Raw genomic sequence first — 20,833 nt, 5'->3', positions numbered from 1 at the left:
ATTCCAAAAAAGCGCGTTCGCTCATAAATAAACGCTTCAGGCCTATACGCGAAATTTTACCTCTGACAACGGGATGGCTGCTTTTCGGCCAACGTCGCGGGTGCCCATATGTCCAATTTGAGGGCACAAAGCTGCCGGAATTCGGCGACCAATTGAGTGGCAGCTTTTTCAATTTGGCCGGTCAGAAGCGTCGAGGCAAGTTATACCCAATTGTGCTGCTGAGCTCGGCGCGATTGCTGAGTCTCACTCAACACCTCTTTCGAGTGCCGCAGTTATTTTCACAATGTGACATTGGTCATCAGCCCAATATCTTCCGGGTCTGGCACAGTAGCATTGAATATGTCTAGATAACTTTTCCGCTTTCGAGGCGATGCGCCCGAGGCTTCGACTTTTTCGTTCACAGCCTTCAATAATCGCTCTGCGCTCGGTTTAAGCTGCGCTTCGACTTCTTCAATCCGATCATGGATGTCAGCGGGAGGAGCTGCCGACTTCGTGTCACTCCCTGTTGAAGCTAATTTGACGTTCAGATTGACCGTCCTGCTATTTGTTTTTTTCCTGTCATCAGCGTTAGGAATTGACGGAGAATTGTTTGGGCCCGATTTATGCAGAGGTTCCTCATGCTTTTCAGGACGGGCGGGCAGGGGGCTAATTGTCTGCTCAACGGCCTGTTGCCCATTACTCGCGTATTCGCTCGTCAGTGCTGGAACTGCCCTATGAGGTAGATATTCAATCGTCGGCACATCAGGAACATGCGATTGCGAATAAGCTTCAGCGGCCTTGAAGGGCATGGTGTTGAAAAACCGCAACTTATCGCCGTAGATGGGCCGTTGTCCTTCAACAAGCAAAATCATCTTGCTTTCTGGCATTTGCCGCACTTCTTGCGGCATCATCAAATCGCGTTCGCGGATTTGCTCAACCTTTGTGCGTCGAGGTAGTCCAAGAATCTCGATCGTGCGGGATTCCGACTTGTAGCGGATGGTTCTTTTTCCAAGTGCACGCGATGCATATTCCGCTGTGGCCTGATCGTTGGCACCTAGCACCAGTTGATAACCACAGTTGCCAAGAAGGGAATGACGCGAAGTCTCACCGTAAATCTCGTCGAGATTCTTGAGGTCCTGAATAATGATTGCGAGCTTGATATTATAACCAGCCACATAGGGCAGCTTTGTCATAATCTCGTCCATCTTTTTAAGCTGTCGAAATTCATCCAGCAAAAAATAGACGGGTAACGAGTTCGGATCGTGTTCCAGCGTCAGAATGTTCATGACTTGCTGTACGAACAATGTGAGAAGTGGTCGCAGGATCGTAATATCAGTAATATTCGGTGCAAGATAAATTGAGATTGGCCGCCGTTTCATGGCGGCGATATCCATGTCAGTTACCTCCGTTGCGGCAACAATGCGTTCATTTCTAAAGGGTCTGAGTGCGTTCTGAATATCGAGCAGTGCCGATGCTGCTGCACGCTCTGACAAGGCTAGAAATGCGTTGAAGCTTTCGACGGTATATTTTGAAAGGTTCGTCTCTTTTTCCTTGATGAACTTAATTTGTGCCTGCAGATCGACCCCGCTGTTTACAAAAGAAATGACTTCACCAAGGTTGCGCCGACCATGGTAATAGGGGCTCTCAAGAACGTAGCTGATAATTCCCGCAACGACCTGTTGAGCTAAGCCCTGCCAAACTGAATTTTCGGAACCGACGTTCTCAGGAACGAGGATGCTTGCAATATTTTGTATATCGGTTGTGCGATTACCACGCTCTGGGCGAACAAAATCTAGCGGATTATAGCGATGTGTCGTCTCGGAGCCGGGTGCGAAAAGGAATAACTGGCTTCCGTTCTTCTTTCGGTATCCGGCCGTAGCCCTAAATATTTCGCCCTTCAAGTCTGATACGATCATGGACCCTTCGTGCATCAGAGCATTGGGGATGACGTAACCAGCTCCTTTTCCGGATCGGGTGGGGCCAATTATTAGATGATGTCGACTGTCGGCCGCACGCAGTACATTTCGGCCGAACCGTCCAAATATGTGCCCCTTACTTCGAAACCATTTGCCACGCCGTAGGCCCATAACGTCCTGAAATGCCGCATCTCCCAACGGATTTTCGTGAGTCCGAAGACCAAGATAGGCAGCAAAAACCGCAGCCGCTATCGCGGGTAATAAAGCGCCGATTGCGACCCGCTGAAGGGTTGAGTTAGACGCATAGACCCAAATTTGTTGTATCGGCGCAAAAGGGTTTTCTGTGATGGTGACATTAAGAATGCGAGTATCTTTATAAATGACACCGAGCGCTACCCCATATGCCAGGGTCCAGACGAGAAAGGCTGTTCCGGCGCAAAATATGAGATAGATCGCTTTGTAACCTTTACTCATAGCTCCTCATTTCGCGCGAAAAAAATCTCCGATACACCGCGTTTTCCGCCGTCCCGGCGCAGCTGAATGACTATGGGGATTACCATGCGAATGTACGACATAAGGTCATGCTTGGAGTATCCCCCCGACAGCCCCGCCTGCTGCATCATCATGGCGAGCTGTTCATATGCGCCTTGTGGGGTATCGGCATGAATTGTGGACATAGAGCCAGGATGGCCAGTGTTAATTGCGCGTAGAAATGAAAACGCTTCGGCACCACGGATCTCACCAACAAATAGTCGGTCTGGTCGCAGTCGGAGCGATGCTTCGAGCAGATGTTGGATCGTGACGTTAGCGGTGCCTTGACTACCTTTGGAAGCCACAAGGTGAACGCGGTTTTCCTGTGGTGGTAACAGCTCCCGGGTGTCTTCCAATGTAATGATCCGTTCCATAGGGTGAACGGACTGCAGACAAGCGTTTAGAAAAGTTGTTTTCCCCGAGGTAGTGCCGCCGCTGATCAGGATTGACACGCGTTGCTTTATCGCAGTGTTGATGAAATCAAAAACCCTGTTTTTCTTGAGATGATCGATAAGTTGGCGATCGATATCACTCAGGCCACCAACTGCGACAGATACCTTGTCCAGCGAACCGCTATCCCTGTATTCTTCCAAGCTGAAATTGCTAACCACCTGCTTGCGGATCGATATCGATCCACCTTCAGGAGCGGCAGGAGGTAGTACGACCTGGATGCGTTCGCCAGTCGGAAGCGAAGCACTTAATATTGGTTCGGATTTACTGACATACTGATCAGTCGATCCGGCGACACGTTCACCGATATTCTGAATCTCTGTCGCTGTAAGTGCGTCAATCGCATGGAACTCCATGTGATCCGCACCAAGACGCTCTACATAAACGTGACCGGGCTTGTTGACTGCAATTTCTACAACCTTCGGATCGTTGAGAAGTGGTCGCAACGGCTCCAAAGCCCGCTCAAGGAAGTAATATCTGCTTTGTGTGGCTGACACCGCACTATTTGCCCCGGCGTTCACGTTGGATTTCCTTCATTGCCTCTGTGACGGGATCGTCATACATCGCGGAAAAATCGAGGTCTTGGCGCACAAAGATAAAGATGCGCTCTCCTTGATGGACGCTAATCGTTGGCTTGATACGCAAATTCTCGCTCAACGCGGTATTCGCCATCTGCGAGAATGTGTCTGCGATAGTTTCGCGTGCGAGTTCTTGGCCCCGTTTCGCATCATCATTATTGCGCCCGAAAGCTTCTCCGCTTCCAAAACCCGTCAGATAGCTGGCGCCAGCACCGACCACAGACAGCATGATGGACGCTCCGAACCGCTCGCGCCATTTTTTGTCAACGATGCCAGTGAGACCCGAACGCCCTAGACTATCTGTCCCCATGGAGTTCAGACGGACACTAACTCCATCATCGCGGAGCAAACGCGTCCAAACCACGAAGACGCGGGTTTGGCCGGTCATTACGTCACTTTGATATTCACCTACGAGGCGTGTGCCGGTAGGTATAAGAATGCGACGACCATCAAAACTGTAGACGTCTTCTGAGGTGATTGCGCGAACTTGGCCTGGCAGATCGCTTACGATCGAAGTTTCGAGGATACCGGGTATCATCGTTCCTTCCGGCACAACCGCATCGATGCGCTTGATTTTCGTAGCTTTGGCATTCCTGTCAGCCATTGCCGAGGCCGTCGCCAGAAACTTGCTGTTTCTGTCTTCGCCAGCAACAGTCGGTGTTCCTTCGCCACTATCGCCACCAAGTCCCCCATTTGCTCCGCCTGATCGCGCTTGATCCATCTGAATAAGTTTGGATTTGAACCGGTCTGGAAATTCTTCAACGATCTCCGGCGTGGGTGCCTGATCGGGTTCCTTCACCGCGACTGTCGGCGGAGGCGGGGGAGGGACATTAAATGTCGTGGTGTCGACTTTCTCCGGCTCCGGTGGCGGTGGAGGCGGCGGGATATTGATGATGTTGGGCTCGGGCGCAGCAGGAGGCTGATCCTGGTCGCGCACGAAAGACGGCGGTCTGAACGACGTGGTGCTGAACTCCTCGTCACCGCGCACGAGATCGCGCGGCTTCTCCGAAGGTTGTTTGAGAACAAAATAAGCCATAGCTACACCTGCAAGCAGAAATACCGCCATCGCAGCCGTCTGATTCCGCTTTGCATTCTTGTTGCTGACTCCGGCGTCATCGGCAGACGCCAGTGCTTCCAGTTCGGGAGACTGTTTCATCAGTTGCCGCTCCTTCTCCGCTTGGTTGCCACTTGATCAGGCGCAGGACCCATGATGTCGGGATCGGGTGCGCCAAAATCCGGCTTTCTAAGGTTGAAGATGCAGATCCACTGATCACCGTCGCGGAGAGTGTATTGAGTTGCCGTGCCATCCACGACGAGATATTCGCCTTCCTTGCGGAAGTTACGCAATGTTTCGGAAAAATCGCTGTTTACTGCAAAGATTGCTGGCGTCCGACCAGTGAATTTGAAGAAGGTTTTCTTGCCGTCATCGAAAACCATTGACGGTTTCAGTTTCGTATCTCCCGTAAAGGAATAGTCGATATTGACGTTTGCCTTGTCGATTTTAGAGATATTCGGGTTGGCAGCGCGATATTCAGCCTCTTTGCGCATCGCTGCATTCAAATCCTTCTCGGGGTAAATGAAACGGACGCCAAAGACTTGTCTGCCAGCTTCGGGCGCATAATCGTGCAGTTCCAAAAAATAGATGCGCTTGGTCGTGACTACGTTCATGTTTGTAACGACGTTCTTAGCCGTCGGCTTCACAAACAGAATGTTGCCTTTTTCGGTTGGAGCAACCTGCCAGCTCTCTGTATCGCCGAGTGAAATGGTCTCAAATTTTTCATCTTCATCGAAGACGATCATTGTCGATATGCCATACGTCGCGGAGATTTTGACGACATTGTTAGGCTGGTAGACGACACTGGTCACACGTGAATCGAGTGATCCAGCCCTTGGCGTCTGTGCTGCGTGGGCGTGCGAAAGGATGGCGGCGGAGAACGCCGCCGCAAGTAGGAAGCGGTTTTTCATCCCTTGCTCCCTTCCGTGACGGTTTCCTGATCACGCCGGTAATTGTAAACTTGGAAGCCGAGGGGATTTTCAAACCGCCATTCGTTTGTGGCGGGTTCGTCCGTGTAGCGATAGCGCACAACAGCGATGTAGTGTCTGGTGATGGCATCGGTATCGGACTTTTCAGTGGTTGAGAAACGAACTAGAGCGGTTGAATCGTTGGGGAAGGTGACAGACTTCACATCGACAAGCACACGCTTGTTTTTACCAAAGACCTTCGCCGGATTGTTCGGGTTGGCGACGCTGTATTGCTCTTGCAATTCGCGAGCGGCATCGCCTGTCGACAACAGTGCCGCCGTGCCAAAGTTTGTATCGATCGCGTAAGGATCATAGCCTTCACGTGTCCTGATATACCGAACGACGTTGGCTTGTGTAATTGCGCGTGAATCCGTCAGATTTTGCGCTTTTGTCAGTCCGCTTTTGGTTTCGATGTAGCCGGTAGCCTTGTCTACGACGACAATCACAGGCTCGAAAGATTTTAGCGGAACCAGCATAACGAGTGCGAGCAATGCGAAAAGCGCGACGAGCCCGAATATGATGGTTACGAACCATGCCACGGCCTTTGAACGTTTTGCTTTCCGGACGATCTCGTTCTCCCAACGATCACCGTCCTGAAAATAACTTCTCAATGCAGCTTCTCTGGAATCCGTCATGATCTGGCCTTTGACCTCTTATGAACCTGCAGCATCAGCGAGGCAGGCTGTTGCTGCTTATTCGGTTTTGCATTGCTTCTTTTGCGCCCTGGCTTGTCGGGGAAATCGAGCCCCCGCCGCCGCCAAAACGATTGTAAAGTGAACGTCCGCCTCGGTAGCTCGCACGGATCCCCTTGAAGCCAACTCGCGCAATCTGCATTGGGGCGGTGACACCGGTCATGCGAGCAATCCGTGTCGCGGCAACGCCAATTCCAACGGCCAACCCTCCTGCAATGCCCTGAGCAAGGACCTGGATGTTCAACAGGACGAAAGCGCCTGCGAAACAAAGCAGGAGGAACGCTGAAATATCACTCAGCGTAAGGCGTCGCTCCGCGGCGGCAGCGGATACCTTCGTCAGTTCGGGGTCCATTGCGGCGATAAGGAAGGCGGCGACGACAAACACGAATAGCGGGATCAGTGCATATAGAAGAACTTGTTGGAGCCATGCCTGCCCAAGACTGCGCGATTGTTCAAACAACATGCAGGCGATGAAGATAGGTGCGGTTCCGATCAGCACCCACAACATCACCTTGGCAAGCACAAGAATTGCGAGAGCAACGGCGATGAAGATTGCCACACAGGCCATAATGAGAAAGCCGACCATAGAAGGCAAAACGGAAAAATAGCCCGATTGCTCGGCAAACGCGGAAGCCGCCTCATTCGCGGTTTTCCAGATCATGGAAAGACCATTTGTCGGTTCGGTAATTCCCGTCCCGGTGGCGGTCAGGATGGCGCGACCTACATCTTCAGGGGTATTGTTCAGCCACTTATAGAAAAAATCGTTGAAGTATCCCCAATTGCTGATCAATGCCAGAATGAAGACCATGCGGAATACGCGTGTAACAATTTCAGCCACGCTAATCCGCGAAGTCCCCATTATTACTTGGAGACCGTAATATCCAACATAGGCGATGAACATCACCTTGAGCAGCGGCGTGATTTCAGAGCCGATAATATTGTAAGCCTGCGATGAAAAATTCTCGCCGGAATTATCAATTCTCTCCAAAAGATCGCTCAAGAAATCATGCATAGCGGCCCCCGATTATTCCGTCGCTATCGAATTGATCGCAGCAATGGCGGTCGCTGGATCGCCATTAACAAAGGCCATAGGTCCACAGTCTTGCCGAATGTCTTCGGCAAATGACGTGAGATTTGCGGGACGTTTGCAAGGAGCAGTCTTTTCCTTGACCGTTCCGCAGCCGGCAACGCCGGCTGCAATGGCGGCAAAGATAAAACACTTCAGGAAGTTGTTAGCGATGTTAGTTTGCACTGTACGTCAACACCTTCTTGGAATTGGAAATGTCAGTGAGGCGGCGCTGATTGTCGGCCTGCAATGACGACACGGCACCGTTCATCACGCCGATCAGTTCGTTGATGGTCAGCCCTGCTTGGACTTGCAGCTGCGTGTTTTGGTCGATGGAACCTTTAATGTCCTTTGCCTGACCGATACTCTGCCCGGCCTGTTCAAAAGCGCTTCGGCGCGTCGTTACTGCCTGTTGCGAACCATTTACGAGTGCGGCGACACCAAGCACTGTATTGACCATCTGCTCATAAGACTTGTCGCCGCTGAAGCTGCTATTTGCCTGCCCGGAAAGGTTTTTCACGAGCTGAAGCCCGTTAATGAAAGTCGAGGCTAGTTTCGCAACATCGCCGCCCATGCTGCCGAAGTTTGGTACGCCGCCGGACATAAGGTTGTCGAATGAAGGCATGGAAGACACGCTAAAACCGTTACCGACCGCAAGGTTTTGCATCTGGTTTGCATCGCCTCCACGATCACCAGTTACTGCCTTCAATGTCTCTTCAACAGTTGTGAGGATTTCCTTATTCGTTCCGAGGATCTTATCCGTCGTTGCGGATGTTTGTTTGGCTACTTCATAATTGGCTGCATCGATTACCGGCACGCCTCCCGCCGCATAAGCCGCAATGGGAGCGAACGATGCTGAAGCAACGGTAATCGCTGACGCAGAAATAAGTCGTTTCATGTCTTTTCTCCCTTATTGAGGATCAAGGTTCAGTTTGATGTTGGTTTCACGCTCACGTCTTTGAACGCAGGCTTTTTCGTCTGGATTCCATTCCAAGCCGGTACGGGGATCACAAACTCCGGTAGTTTCCCGTGGTTTATCGTTTTTCTTTTTGTAGGAACCCGATTGGGAAGCTCCGGAAATCCCGCTTGTGGACACTGCATTGCGGCTGTTGATCAAGTCGGCCATCGAGTTGCCGAGGACAATCACCTGGTTGACCATTTCGAGATTTGCGTTTCGAGCGCCGGAGTTGTGATCCCAACTGTCCTGAATAGTGCCCGATTGCATGCCGCCGAGCTGCTGAAGCCATGAGGCGACATTAGCGCCGCTTTCCTGTGTTGCCTGCGTCGTTGCCATCGAATTGATGGTCGAATCTCGCATACCGGAATAGGCGGTATCACCGCCGCCATAGTTCATGGGCAGGTCCTTCGAACCGCCGAATGCCGGTGTCCATTTTTGCGTGATGTTCCGGACGTAACCCTGTGTTTCTTTGAAGGGTGGAATGCCGCCGTATTTGTTAACGTTGCCAGCGCCTGCATTGTAGGCTGCAAGGGCTAGGTTCGCGTTACCGTTGAAACGCTTGAGTTGCTGTTTTAGATAGCGAGCGCCGCCACGTAGGTTCTGTTCAATGTTATGCGGATTTACACCCAACTCTTTGGCGGTATCAGGCATCAACTGTGCCAAACCGATAGCGCCCACGCCGGATTTCGCGCATGGACTAAAGCGGCTTTCCTGATAAACGAGACCAAGAAAAAGATTTTCGTCCACGCCTTCTTCGAGCGCTACCCGTTTGACCAACCCGGAAATTTCAGGGTTGGCCTTGGCGGCTGCGACTGGATCATCCTTCCGCCCCGGTCGATAGACAGCACAAGTTACACTCTTATTGAGTGAAAACCTGTCCTTATCAGTTTTCTCGATTTCGGACGTTTTTTTGTCACGGACTGTTCGCTCAGACAAATTAGGATCGTCAATGACCGGAACGCCACCTGCCCACGCAGAAAGCGGCATAGCAGCTGACGCCAAAAATATGCATAAAGCGGCTTTCCTATGCATCATTCTTCTCCCATCCGCAGAATTTAGCCAACCAGTTTTCAGGCTCGTCGCCGTATCGTTCCCGCAGCGCGGCACATTCCTCGACGGTTTCTTTACGACCCGACAGCACTTGGACGAGATCGGGCATGTTGGAGAGGTCGAGACGGGCAATGACGGAGTCATTCCCATGCTTGACAAGGAAAGTTCGCTTTTCGGGCGGGGTGTTTTTGATGAAGTTGAATTCTTTAACAGTCAGGCCAAAGCGCTTGATGTAGCTCTCTTCATCCGCGCGCGGGTTAGGGAAATGGATATTCGTGGCCGACTGTTCGATAAGGGTGTGAGACGCCTTTGCCTGGGCGATATCTGCCGCGGATTGTGTTCCAAAACCAACAATACCGTTGAGCTTACGAATGGTCTTCATCTTGTCGATAATGAAATGACTGAACGTTTCGTCCATAAGCAGCTGCCAGCCTTCGTCCATAAAGAACATGACTGGATCGCCGTTCAGCAGTTCATCGAGACGATGATAGAGGTACATCAGCGCAGGCGTGCGAATGTCCTCGTTACCGAGAATATTCGTCATATCAAATCCAAATACACTGCGACCCGAAAACGACAGCACATCATGCTGCGCGTTGAACAACCACGCCTTTTCACCGTCGATCCAAGGGCGCAATCTTGATGCAAGGTCATTCGCGTCTGCACGTGATCGTCCAACTAAGAGACCCGAAAGGTTCGGCAAATTGCGCTGTGCTGCAGGCTCTTCCATGATACGAGCAATCGCCCGTTCCAGCGTATCGGCGTCCTCTTGGCTAAAGTCGCGTTGATCGCTTGATCGCAACATCGATTTCAGCAGGCGCAGCAGGAAATCACGATTTGGACCAGTGTTTTCCAATTGAAGCGGGTTAAATCCAGTCGGCGTCCCCGGCGATAGGACTTCGTAAGCTCCACCCATGGCGCGCACGAAAATCTCAGCGCCTCTATCCTTGTCAAAAAAGACAGCTTTGGGAGTAGGACTGACACGCATTGCTTGCGCCAGCAAGAATGTCAGGGCGACAGTCTTGCCGGAGCCGGTGGGTCCTGTGACCAGAAAGTGGCCGATATCACGACGATGAAAATTAAACCAGTAGGGAGTTTGCGACGTGGTTTCGAGTATCGTGATCGGCAAGCCCCAATGAAGATTATCCGATTGACCTGACGCGAAATTGTGCATTGAGGACAGGCCAGAAAAATTTCCCGACGACAACATGGCCTTGCGCGCTCGATAGCTGTGGTTTCCCGGTAGCTGCGCCCAAAATGACGCTTCAAGATTCATGTCCTCGCGAAGCCAGTTGATATTCATATCTGTCAGGCAGCTGCCGAGTTCGGAGACTGCTTTGCTCAAGCCATCCAAATCGCGGGATAGACAAAGCAACGAGAAATGATGAATGCCGAAAACAGCCTCCTGGTTCATGAGGCTGTTAAGCGCAAAATCGATGTCGCTTTCCACTGCACTGCCGGCTTCATCCGAAGCAGCAATCTGGCGCTGGAGACGAGTAATACGCTCCTGTGCGATTGGCTTGTCGGAAATGGTAAAACTTTGAGTCAGGATGAATTCATGATTCACTTGCAGTAGCCCGTCCAGCATTCCGGGACCGGTATAGGGTGGATACTCCTTTATGGAGAGGATTGCTCCGTAGCGATTATCTTCATCGACGGCGGCTTGCGTTTGCATGGCTCTCTTGCCGAAATGCAGACGTGACGTTCCGACGTAATTTCGAATTCCCATCCGCGGAAGGCGCATTTTACGTGGTACGCCGCAGGTTAGAATGGTGTTGATGAACTCGCACGGTTCAGAATATGGCTCCCCATCGCGATAGGTGATGCCAAGCTCCCGCGCGCCATATTTCTGCAGCTCGCGGGTCATATTGGAAACGAGCTCTTCGAGCTCGGTCACTGTTTCACGTGTTTGTTGTTCTCGGACTTCCGCTCCGCCGGACCGTGTCAATACCCGGCCTATAACGTCACTCAAGCCGAGAGCGCCACGCATATTGGTTCGCACGATGGAGAGATATATTTCATTGGCGAACATGCGCTTATGACGCAACTGGCTCATATAACGACTATTGAGTTGTTCGCAGAACGGATCATCGAATATGCCGCCAATTTCAGAGTCAACCTGTCGGCGAATAACAGTCGACCAGACAGAGAAGCGGCTCGAACCAAGCGCACGAATAATCGTATTCTGCACATTCGAACGCATATTGAGTTCAGCCTGATCTTCAGTTTGGAAAAAGAGGCCATCAAGCTTTATGACCGACATGATAGCGCCGTTTTCCAAGCCGATCACCGTATCTGACATATGTCTTAGATACGGGATATGCGTTGCTATAGGCCGCTCATTATGAGCGACCTTGCCAAATCCGAGTTCTTCCCTGACGACTTTCAACATTTTCTATGGTCCGTACGAATTAGTGCCCCAAAAGGACTTGTTGCGTGTGCGGGGCGTTTTGCGCGCGGTGACTTCAAGAACATCGAGGATCTTGTTGTCCCATGCGCAGAGGGAGAAGAGCACCACATAGCTGATCGGGGCCAGGAGCAGCGTCCAGAAGGATTTGCTGACTAGCCAAGCGATGATTGTGATCCCAATAACAACGACGACTGCCATGTACGGGACGCCCCACATTGTTGGGGATCGGGTAAGACCGATAACCAATGGGGTTAGCTGTGGCTTCACATCCTCGTATTCAGCCATTGTTACCTTCCAACCGTGCTAATCAGTTCGTCGACAATGGATGGCGCGCCGAAAACTAAGCCAATGCCGAGGATCACACCGCCAGCAAGAAACCACGAAAGTCGGCCCGCAAAGGCGAGGAAACCGAGTGCCATAACTGCTATGATTGCAAACAGGCGGCCAATTGGGCCGCTGATAAATTCAACGATGGCTTGAAATACTGTTTGAATGGGCGCGAAGGCACCACCAACGCCGCCTGACTGTGCCAGCGCCAAATCCGCCCCGACAATTTGCGCGGCAGCCACCAAACCAAGGCAGACTGCCAGCTTTGAAGCGCTGATATGCCAAGCCTTATTCTGTTCGCTGATCATCCTTCTCTCCTTTAAAAATGCATCACGCCACCAACGAAGGTGCCGGCTTTCTTGACTGCAATGACCCCGGATTGATTTTCGCTTGCCACGACCGGCGGGGATTTCCGACTGCCGCCAACGAGCTTCTTTTTCCGCGCTGGCATAGTTACGCCAAGCTGATAATTGACCACCTTTGCGACGTAACCGACTGTTTCCTTGAATGGTGGAACGCCGCCGTACTCATAGATGCGGCCTTCGCCTGCGTTATAAGCAGCGGCAACAAGCAGGGGGTTTTGGAACTCGTCCAAAAGCACCCGGAGATACTTAACTCCGCCTTCAATATTTGACGCCGGATCGCAGACGTCGCGGACGCCGAAGCGCTCAGCGGTTCCCGGCATGAGCTGCATTGGCCCGCGTGCGCCCTTGTCTGAATTGCGGGAACGATCGAATTGGCTTTCTGCCCAAGTTATGGCGGTAGCAAACAGAGCATCAACTTGATGACGGCGAGCAGCCTGTTCGACGAGTGATTTGACTTCCTCTGGTGTTAGCGGGGAGGGGCCGCATTCGGGAGTGGATACAGCGGCCTGTTTGGTGGGAACAAAATCACCTAAAAGGGAAGATTTATCCGGAAACGGTATAGCCGAATTGGTAATATTCGACAGCGAACCAGTAGCTGCAACGGCGCTAGATATATTGCCAATATGGTTATCGTATTTAACGCCGCCTCCACTTTTTTCACCAGCTGAAACTACGCCATCAGAGCCCACGACAAATTCTTTGCTTTTGCTTGTACCGCGGCGGTCGAATACGGTTAAATCAGACGGCGATCCGGATGCGTTGTGTGTTGCGGACTGGCCGTCGCCATCTTGAGCGAAAGGCGCAATTGCCCCTCTTTCTTCTGCGCAACTGGCGGCAATCCCGAGCGGGATGGACAATGTGGCGCTTAGTAATAGCGCTTTGATTGAAAGCCTCTCCATACTAGCCCTTTAGCTCCTGTCGCAGACCTCATATGCGCTGTTGAGGTTGCAGCGAAAACCGATTAAGTTCACAATAGCATGATACCGATTTGGCTAAGTGATACATGCTTTTTCACAAATCATAAACCCCCTATTAGCAGGGAAAACGAATAAGCAAGACGGTAAGGGCTAGAAAATGAAGAGAACCATCGCAATCGCAATGAGCAGTTGTATGTTGGCAACAGCCGCAATCGCCGCACCAGCAATCAACAAGGATTACATCAAGTCGCTGGCATCGCCGGGGAAGACCGTGCTTGTCATTGAGTATTATGACGGAGACGGAAAGGTTACGGCTCGAAAGGGGTTTGCATCTGCTTCGGGCTATAAGGCGACTTCACCGACCGAATTTCGGGTTGATGATAAGACCGTACTTAATCTGTACGGGCTAGAAGCCTGCAAAGGCGAAATGGTCAACCGCAAGGATGATTTTGCTGGTTCTTGCACTGACTACGCCAAGCAGCAGCTGCAGATCATGTTGCAGTCGCCGAAGGTTCTCTTTTGTCGAGCATTTGTAAGTGAAGAGAGCGCACCCAAACAAAATGTGACGTGCTACGGCTATTACAATTACCCCGGAAGCCTGGACACCGTTGATATGCTCGAAGAGCAACTGCTCTCTCTCGGCGCGCTCCGCATTGCGAAATCGAAAGACGGGAAGCTAGAGCGTCCCGACTTGGAGAAGGCGCAGAAGATTGGAGAAGACGGCTCCTATGGAATGTGGGCCGATCCGCGGGTGAAGGCCCAATGAAGCCAGCCCTATTATCGCTATGTATGCTCCTTTTCTCGCCAACGGCTTTTGCCGCGCCGGAGGGATATTTCGACCTCCAGCCGGGCGTTACTTTGGAATCTGGCGATACGTGGGTCTCTGAAGGTCAGCGCTATCGCCTCTATGGTGTTCAGTCATGCCTTCGAGGAACTGCTTTCACTGATACGACCGGAAACAAGAAGGACTGCGGTGAGGCGTCGCTTGCCGTATTCGCCGCTTATATCAAAGACACCAAACCGGTGTGCGCTCCCGTAGCGCAAACTGCCGATACTTCTTATGTCATTTGCTACGCCACAATCGGCGGAAATCGCCTCGATTTAGCGACGGTGTTGATTACGAGCGGCTATGCCTTTGCCGCGCTGAAGGCTGAAGGTCTTCCCTATTATCCAGCATACGCTGTGGCCGAACAGGAAGCTCGTGAGAAGCGGGCAGGCCTCTGGCAATTCGAAGACGTTCAGCATCCTGCCATCCTGTTGAGCAAATCGGCAAACGAACGGACGAGGAATGCCCAACAATGAAATATCTGATTGTAGCAATATCATTTGCCCTCGCATCGACACCAGCATTCGCAGCTGATGCTATTAAACGCGCGCCCGCTGCCAACTTACCGGTTCAACCTAGCCAGCCGGTACCGCTTCCAATCTTCAAGGGTCGTGTCGCGGTTATTGATGGTCGGACCCTCTGGTTTCCCACTTATGCCCAACGAGTTCGGTTCGCGGACATTGATGCGTGCGAATTGCCTCAATGGGCGCTTGATCCGAAATGGACGAACAGGGACGTCACGAAAGCACCGCCGCCTGTACCTTGTGGCCCCTTTGCAAAAGCATGGCTCAAAAGAGGGATCGGGGCGTCCGCCGTCTCCTGCGCTGTTGCCGGCTATGATGCTGAAGGCATGGCACGAGCGAGATGCACATCACGGGGACGCGACCTAGCTCTCGAAATGCTTCGCGTGGGTTGGGCGAGGGTGGATTCGCCCTACCTCAGCCATCCTCAATATATGGGCTATCAGCGGGCCGCTATGTCGGCGCGATATGGCATGTGGGCGACCTATGTTCTGGATATGAACGAGTGGCGACGAAAGACCGTCGATAAAACGCTGGATCGTCAGCCAATCGCAGATTTCAACCTACTCCTAGAGCGAAAAAGCGAGATATCTCCCCCGTATGCCGATGCGCACAGAAAACCAAAAAGGACAGACCGATAGTTGTCGGAGATCGCTCATATTGCGCTCAATTTCGCGCGCGATCCCATGGCCTGCTTGTTGCTGGCCATCCTGTTATCGTTTTTGCTCATTATCCCGTCGTCGAAAATCTGGTGGGTCCACGGCACAATCGCGGCCCTTTTCCTCACCGTATCGCTGTTTTTCCACGAACAACAGCAAATGTCGTTCGATGCGTTCTTGATCGGCGTCTTTGCCTATCCAGCTGTATGCCGCGATATTCCAAATCAGCTCCTGGTCTATCGCGTTGGTATTTACTGGTTTTCTGCGTTCACACTTATCGCCCTATGCAGCTACGCGGCCGGAGATCTCGTCACACGGTCCCCCTTACACGCCCAAGACATGTTGCCTACCGAGTTAGTTTCAACTGCTACAATATGAGGATGACCTGAAATGAAGCAGTTTCTGTTTGCACTCGCTGGCCTTGGCACTATCGCCGTGATGCCATCCGCTGCAATAGCGCAGGACACGGGAGGGACGCCATCTTGGGGCTGCCAGGTCCTTTTGTGCGCAGCATCATCAAACCCTTCGTGGCATGGTGTCCCTTATTGCGTCCCGCCAATGACCAACTTGATCAAGGCCATGGCAAAACCGCGTTTCTCATGGCCAATTTGCCATGAAGCTAAGTCTGGCAAACCCGGATATCAGCCATACGAGGATTGCCCATCTGGTTTCAAGGAAGCCAGCAATATGAGTGATCGCGGCGCAATGCTGTCCAACCGCTGCGAAAAGACAGTCAACACCTGCACCAACAAGATCAGGGAACAGAACAAAGAACTTCAGCAGTACAAGGATGTTCAATATCGAGACATTGGCAACTCGGATCGCGGAAATAGTTGTCGAAAGGTTGTCTCCATTGCTCGTCCAATGCGAAAAGACCCTTACTTTTTCGACATTCCCGATTATCAAGGTTTGAAGGGGCGCTATTGGTTCAACTTGAAACTTTAAGGAGCTCTAATGAATCAGAACGCACTTCTCGCACTGGCAGCAAGCGCCGGCATCGCTGTTGGCGCGGGCGGTACTTGGTTCGTAGTCTCCAACGCTTCGAGCAACGCAACAGCCATTGCAAAAGCCGATATCGTTGCAGCGATCAAGGCCGACCCTACACTTTGTCCCGTTCCCGATGAGCCAGCGGCGAGCGCCAAGCTCGATGTGCCAACTCAAGCTGAAGCATTGCTTGCCGTAAGGAAGCTGGAAGAAAAAAATCCGCTCTTATGGGACAGAAGAGAACTCGAAAACCTCTCTGTCTCGTTGGCGAATTGTTGGCCAGTCGACGGTGCGACCGGCATGGTCGAATGCGTAACCAATGTCAAAAAAACCCGTCGGCACAAACTATCGCGAGAACGGTTGGATTTGCCAAGGATCAATCATCCGGCGAATGGATTGCGACAGACCGCAAATAGAAGAAGCCCGCTAGCGGGCTTCCAAAGCAATCACAATTTCTTATCGACGCTTTTCAAAACTGATGCCATTTCGCCCCGTGCGAGCGTAATCCGCCCGGAGATAAGAGAAGCGGCGAGATAGACCAGTTTTCCGATGGCGTCATCCACATCTTGCGGCTCATAATCTACGATCCGGCGCGGATCTTCCGCTAGCGATGACATATCCAGCAGTCGTTTTGTCGGGCTATAGTCGCATAGGTCAACGACATTGGTTTCATCCCGCCAATCCAATGTATCTACAATAGCATCCATAATGGCCTCCGAAATTCATTTTCAGAAGATGGGTGATGCTCGTAAGTGCAATCCTCGAAACTGATGCCTAGTTGATAGCAGCACGATACACGATCATTAGTAGATCAATGCTTCTTACTGCCCGATGCCCAGTTTCTCGCCTCCATACACCAATTTTCTGACGAAACAGTCATCCCAAAATCCAAGTGATAAAAATGTTGATTAAGGCATCCCACACGATAGGATAAGAAACACTGCGAAACGAAACGAAATATGAGCCGCTAAGCTATTGACAAAGAACGGAAAGTTTTTTCTCCCGCCACCGAAGGATGGGAGCGACTTCAAAGAATTGTTCAAGCTCATTGTCGCCGCCGGTGCTGGTCGCCCGCTAGTATCCGACGGTCATACGGCAGGTCCATGGACGCCAGAGCTTTTGGCGGAGGCCATAACGCATGTGGATCCTAAGCGGATTGGCGTCGATCTTCGAACGGTTCAGCTCTGGTTTCAGGAGAATGAAAAAGGCATAAGCACGACCAACATCGGGTTGCTGGCAAGAGTTTTAAGTTGTGGTGATACGGTTGCTACAAGCGAATGGAGTATGGAACTCAGCGCCGCACACTCTCGGCTTGTCGCTAAAAGACGTGAGCAGAAGAAGACTGAAACAGCCGAACCGTCGGAGCCAGCCCAAGTTGAAACCCGCCTTGCAACATCGGACTCTGCAAACGATAACGATGGTAAGCGATGGAATCTGACTAGATGGTCAGAGAAGCTTTTCGGTGAGGGGTCTCCACTGAATCTGTCTGCCTCGGTTTTTGCTGGAATGTCGGCTCTCGGGTTCCTTTCGTACATCATTGGCATTCACAACGTAACATTCACCCGATCAGATGGCGTGATCAAGCAGGTCGGATTCCTTTGGGCGGCGAACTGGACCCTCGTGTTCATGGTGTTTCTTCCGGTCTTCCTGGCCTTCGTTTCCGAACTGGTGCATTCGTGGAAGCAGGAGGAACGTCGTCGGCATTTCGATGGCACACCCGAGGACAGCGACCGGGCATGGCGTGATATTATCGACGCCTCATCGGGTTCGTTTTGGGCGGTCTTCCTAATCTGTTTGCTATTTGCCGGTGTGTTCCAGTGGATCGGCGTCTGTTTGATGCCTCTCATCAAAGGGGGAGGTAATTACGCGACCGATTGGGGCACAGTCGCTATAGTCCGTCCTGAAATCGTAACGATACCTGTTGCGATCTTTTTCACGGCTCTCGCCTACCTCTATATGTGCCTATCGTTTTATCTTTTTTTCGCCGGTCTTATTCTGCTCTATTCGGTCATCAATGACTTCTGGAAAATCGGCGGCGCGGCAAAATCAAGGACACGCTTGGAGGTGGACGATCTAAGTGATACCGGGTTTTGGGTTATGCAGTGGGTATTCCGCTGCACACTGTTAGGTATGCTGATCGCTACCGTTATGAAGCTGCAAAGCTCTTATCTGGCGTCAAATGGCACGAGCATCGTTGCATGGGTGATTAGCGACCTTTCATCGATCCTATTCGAGCGTTCAGATGTGTACAGTCGCATTAGCTATCGGATGCCGACACACTACAGCAGCCTGCTCATCGCAATATCGACTTGTTTTGTTTTTCTTTATGGTGTGCTCCGCGCAGGATCTGGAAGTCAATATAGAGTGGTTTTTTGGAAAATGACCGCAGTTGTCGCGCTACTATTCGCAAGCTATTTGTCTATCGACGCGTTTTCCGGCTTTACGGTCCTGATGTTTGCCGGGCTCTTAATCGCTATTTACAGCTTATTTGATCCGGCCTTCGGGCGCGGGCGTGCGAGTGAGGTTAGCAATCAAAGTGTTTCATAGTTGGCTTGATAATTGGGATGAGAAACGGGCACGACGCGGAGAAGACGCTAAAAAGGCAACGATCGTCAGTCTAGATGCAGAACGCGCGTTTCCGGGCGCTGCGAATGTTTCCAATATCGAGGAATTCTGCAAGCTCGGGGTGCAGGCAGCTGCCACGCCATCGTACTTCAGAGTGCCACTCGGCAACGATAATGATTATGAGCGGGCAGGGGATTTCCTCAAATTTCCATCTGACATTTCGACAGACGTTGAGGAAAATAACCTGGTCTGGTCGAAGATCACCGATAGCGGGTCGCGGGACAAGGCACTGGTGATATTTCATCATTGGAACGCACGATCCCGCAACCGACAAATAGCGGGTTACTTGTCCAAAAGGGGCATCACGGTCGTTGAGATTGCTTTGCCCTATCACTTCGAACGCAGCCGTCCGGGGTCCCACTATGCTGATTATATGCTTAGCGCGAATCTCGGTCGAACGATCCAGTCTTTGCGGCAGGCCGTGTGGGATGGACAGAAGCTCATTCGTTGGCTGAAAAGCGAAGGGTATCGAGAAATTTCCGTACTCGGAATGAGCCTCGGTTCGTGGGTCGCAGGATTGGTAGCAGCCCATGACACCAACGTTAAGAAAGCCTCGCTGTTTCTCACAGCCGGTAGTCTTGCCGGTATGGTTTGGACCGGGCGCGCAACGCGGGCCATACGCGAAAGCTTTGAGCCTACAATAGACCTGTCTCATCTGCACAGGGCTTGGGCACCGCTCGATCTCGGAAATTACGCCTACAGTCTTGCCCGACCGGCATTGGATATTCAGATTGTTTTGGCCAAAAGAGACAAGGTTGTACTACCAGAATTGTCAATTGCTCTGTTGGAAAGTCTGAATAATGCTGGCGTAAATCCGAGTGTTCTGCAATTAAACTGTGGTCACTATTCACTTGCCATTCCGCCGTACATTTTAGTCGCCGGAGTAAATCTGAAACGGTTTTTGTCGCAGTCTGGCAGTCTAGATCGTCGGACGTGACCTAGACTTTGATAATATTCATCATCTAGGGGGCAGAACAAGATTAGCTCAAAATCGTACGCTTAGATCGAACGGAAGAGGAACGCCACCTCCGGCCTGGCGCAGGATGGCAAGAATTTGCGGTTCGCTGAATCTGTTCGTCTTCATCAAAATCTCCTCGATCGTATTGCCGAGAAAATTCTACTTTTAAAGCCCGTTGATTGCCGGAGGGAATACCGTAGAACGCGAGCGCCGTGCGAAAGTTATAAATGCAGAGGGTGAACGTAACGGCCCGATTGCTACCGCCTGTTGAAACAAGGTCTCGTGACGTAAGACACGTCTTTAGCGACGTCGTTAATGACGTGTCTTGAGATTGAGATAGACGATGCGGATGGAGATACTGGGCCACGAACGCCGACGTCGGTGGCGGACCGAAGAGAAGCTTGCGATAGTCAATTCGGTTGGGGTTGATGGGGCGACCGTAACAGAAGTTGCGCTACGTCACGATGTATCGCGGCAGCAGATTTATATGTGGCGTAGTGAGTTGAAGAGGAAGGGGCTTCTGCCTGCGTCGGTAGAGGCGTTGTTTCTTCCCGTTGATATGACCGCCACGCGGCTTGGCTCTGAGCCGAATAGCTCCGTCAATGTTGCAGCCTCGATGATCGAATTGCAATTGCGCTGCGATCGGCGTCTTTGTTTTGACAGCCAAATGGAAGGTGCGGTGTTGACACGGCTGATCCGGGCGGTGGAACAGGCATGATTGGACCGGGCACCGGCGTTCGGGTTACCTTGCCTGCGGCGTGACAGATATGAGGAAGGGCATTGAGGCCTTTCGATGTTGGCACAGGATGTCTTGCGCCAGAAGCCAACTGGGGGAGCTGTCTTCGCCTTTCGTGGGCGGCGTGGTGATCGGGTGAAGCTCCTGTACTTTGATGGCCAGGGATTTTGCCTTTACTATAAAATTTGTGTTTCGGCGTGGAATATTGACCCCACTAGCGGGCGAATACTTATTCAATTTTGACCCCCGCTAGATTTCATCCG

Annotated in this window: 23 protein-coding genes; 10 read left to right on the top strand and 13 right to left on the bottom strand. The window is 51.7% G+C overall.

What is annotated here, in order from left to right:
• Nucleotides 1-278: 278 nt before the first annotated feature.
• From FG152_RS25230 to FG152_RS25170, 13 genes are read right to left on the bottom strand one after another with little or no spacing between them, the layout of a single operon-like run.
• Complete coding sequence (locus FG152_RS25230; protein ID WP_256886402.1) at nucleotides 279-2,369, bottom strand: type IV secretory system conjugative DNA transfer family protein; 2,091 nt, start codon at nucleotides 2,367-2,369, stop codon at nucleotides 279-281.
• Nucleotides 2,366-3,397: a P-type DNA transfer ATPase VirB11 gene (gene virB11, locus FG152_RS25225; RefSeq protein ID WP_024899891.1), complete on the bottom strand. Its 1,032-nt coding sequence runs from the start codon at nucleotides 3,395-3,397 to the stop codon at nucleotides 2,366-2,368. The genes FG152_RS25230 and virB11 overlap by 4 nt, the downstream gene beginning before the upstream one ends.
• Entirely contained in the window at nucleotides 3,378-4,610 is a 1,233-nt protein-coding gene (gene virB10 / locus FG152_RS25220) for a type IV secretion system protein VirB10 (RefSeq protein ID WP_024899890.1), read from the bottom strand. The genes virB11 and virB10 overlap by 20 nt, the downstream gene beginning before the upstream one ends.
• Complete coding sequence (locus tag FG152_RS25215) at nucleotides 4,610-5,419, bottom strand: TrbG/VirB9 family P-type conjugative transfer protein (protein ID WP_256886403.1); 810 nt, start codon at nucleotides 5,417-5,419, stop codon at nucleotides 4,610-4,612. The genes virB10 and FG152_RS25215 overlap by 1 nt, the downstream gene beginning before the upstream one ends.
• Complete coding sequence (locus FG152_RS25210) at nucleotides 5,416-6,111, bottom strand: VirB8 family type IV secretion system protein (protein WP_256886404.1); 696 nt, start codon at nucleotides 6,109-6,111, stop codon at nucleotides 5,416-5,418. Before FG152_RS25210 ends, FG152_RS25215 begins: the two co-directional genes overlap by 4 nt.
• 34 nt (nucleotides 6,112-6,145) lie before the next feature.
• Nucleotides 6,146-7,180: a TrbL/VirB6 family protein gene (locus FG152_RS25205; protein WP_256886405.1), complete on the bottom strand. Its 1,035-nt coding sequence runs from the start codon at nucleotides 7,178-7,180 to the stop codon at nucleotides 6,146-6,148.
• 12 nt (nucleotides 7,181-7,192) lie between these two features.
• Entirely contained in the window at nucleotides 7,193-7,408 is a 216-nt protein-coding gene (locus FG152_RS25200; protein WP_151665579.1) for a hypothetical protein, read from the bottom strand.
• Between the two features lies 1 nt (nucleotide 7,409).
• Nucleotides 7,410-8,132: a type IV secretion system protein gene (locus tag FG152_RS25195; protein WP_256886406.1), complete on the bottom strand. Its 723-nt coding sequence runs from the start codon at nucleotides 8,130-8,132 to the stop codon at nucleotides 7,410-7,412.
• A gap of 12 nt (nucleotides 8,133-8,144) precedes the next feature.
• Nucleotides 8,145-9,179, bottom strand: a complete 1,035-nt coding sequence (locus FG152_RS25190; protein WP_256886412.1) for a lytic transglycosylase domain-containing protein — start codon at nucleotides 9,177-9,179, stop codon at nucleotides 8,145-8,147.
• A gap of 37 nt (nucleotides 9,180-9,216) precedes the next feature.
• Complete coding sequence (locus tag FG152_RS25185) at nucleotides 9,217-11,634, bottom strand: VirB4 family type IV secretion/conjugal transfer ATPase (RefSeq protein WP_498989114.1); 2,418 nt, start codon at nucleotides 11,632-11,634, stop codon at nucleotides 9,217-9,219.
• Nucleotides 11,635-11,637: 3 nt separating this feature from the next.
• A complete protein-coding gene (locus tag FG152_RS25180) occupies nucleotides 11,638-11,937 on the bottom strand; it encodes a VirB3 family type IV secretion system protein (RefSeq protein WP_011982849.1) in 300 nt (99 codons plus the stop codon).
• A 2-nt stretch (nucleotides 11,938-11,939) separates the two neighbouring features.
• Nucleotides 11,940-12,287 carry a TrbC/VirB2 family type IV secretion system protein gene (locus FG152_RS25175; RefSeq protein ID WP_256886408.1) on the bottom strand — a complete coding sequence of 116 codons (348 nt, stop codon included), beginning with the start codon at nucleotides 12,285-12,287 and terminating at the stop codon, nucleotides 11,940-11,942.
• A gap of 11 nt (nucleotides 12,288-12,298) precedes the next feature.
• On the bottom strand, nucleotides 12,299-13,243 hold the full coding sequence (locus tag FG152_RS25170; protein ID WP_256886409.1) for a lytic transglycosylase domain-containing protein: 945 nt from the start codon (nucleotides 13,241-13,243) through the stop codon (nucleotides 12,299-12,301).
• Between the two features lie 175 nt (nucleotides 13,244-13,418).
• On the opposite strand from FG152_RS25170, the gene FG152_RS25165 reads away from it, so the two are divergent.
• The 10 genes from FG152_RS25165 to tnpB all read left to right on the top strand — a co-directional run bounded on the left by FG152_RS25165 (nucleotide 13,419) and on the right by tnpB (nucleotide 20,813).
• A complete protein-coding gene (locus FG152_RS25165; RefSeq protein WP_256886410.1) occupies nucleotides 13,419-14,027 on the top strand; it encodes a hypothetical protein in 609 nt (202 codons plus the stop codon).
• Nucleotides 14,024-14,563 (top strand): thermonuclease family protein, encoded by a 540-nt coding sequence (locus tag FG152_RS25160; protein WP_125303408.1) that lies wholly within the window; start codon nucleotides 14,024-14,026, stop codon nucleotides 14,561-14,563. The genes FG152_RS25165 and FG152_RS25160 overlap by 4 nt, the downstream gene beginning before the upstream one ends.
• Nucleotides 14,560-15,249: a thermonuclease family protein gene (locus FG152_RS25155; protein ID WP_125303406.1), complete on the top strand. Its 690-nt coding sequence runs from the start codon at nucleotides 14,560-14,562 to the stop codon at nucleotides 15,247-15,249. The genes FG152_RS25160 and FG152_RS25155 overlap by 4 nt, the downstream gene beginning before the upstream one ends.
• Nucleotides 15,250-15,645, top strand: a complete 396-nt coding sequence (locus FG152_RS25150) for a hypothetical protein (RefSeq protein ID WP_125303405.1) — start codon at nucleotides 15,250-15,252, stop codon at nucleotides 15,643-15,645. It begins immediately after the preceding gene.
• Between the two features lie 12 nt (nucleotides 15,646-15,657).
• Nucleotides 15,658-16,212 (top strand): hypothetical protein, encoded by a 555-nt coding sequence (locus FG152_RS25145; RefSeq protein WP_125303403.1) that lies wholly within the window; start codon nucleotides 15,658-15,660, stop codon nucleotides 16,210-16,212.
• A 9-nt stretch (nucleotides 16,213-16,221) separates the two neighbouring features.
• Nucleotides 16,222-16,788 carry a hypothetical protein gene (locus tag FG152_RS25140; protein WP_235824500.1) on the top strand — a complete coding sequence of 189 codons (567 nt, stop codon included), beginning with the start codon at nucleotides 16,222-16,224 and terminating at the stop codon, nucleotides 16,786-16,788.
• 438 nt (nucleotides 16,789-17,226) lie between these two features.
• Complete coding sequence (locus FG152_RS25135; RefSeq protein WP_256886411.1) at nucleotides 17,227-18,798, top strand: RcgA family putative transporter; 1,572 nt, start codon at nucleotides 17,227-17,229, stop codon at nucleotides 18,796-18,798.
• On the top strand, nucleotides 18,788-19,813 hold the full coding sequence (locus FG152_RS25130; protein WP_125303280.1) for an RcgR family putative quorum lactone hydrolase: 1,026 nt from the start codon (nucleotides 18,788-18,790) through the stop codon (nucleotides 19,811-19,813). Before FG152_RS25135 ends, FG152_RS25130 begins: the two co-directional genes overlap by 11 nt.
• A gap of 370 nt (nucleotides 19,814-20,183) precedes the next feature.
• Nucleotides 20,184-20,552: an IS66-like element accessory protein TnpA gene (tnpA, locus tag FG152_RS25125; protein WP_185758046.1), complete on the top strand. Its 369-nt coding sequence runs from the start codon at nucleotides 20,184-20,186 to the stop codon at nucleotides 20,550-20,552.
• A 75-nt stretch (nucleotides 20,553-20,627) separates the two neighbouring features.
• Entirely contained in the window at nucleotides 20,628-20,813 is a 186-nt protein-coding gene (gene tnpB / locus FG152_RS25120; RefSeq protein ID WP_210211209.1) for an IS66 family insertion sequence element accessory protein TnpB, read from the top strand.
• Nucleotides 20,814-20,833 lie beyond the last annotated feature (20 nt).

The sequence above is a fragment of the Ochrobactrum sp. XJ1 genome (genome assembly GCF_024701725.1).
GTDB lineage: Bacteria > Pseudomonadota > Alphaproteobacteria > Rhizobiales > Rhizobiaceae > Brucella > Brucella anthropi.
The sequence above is the reverse complement of the archived record's forward strand: the minus strand, read 5'-3'. Positions and strand labels throughout refer to the sequence as shown.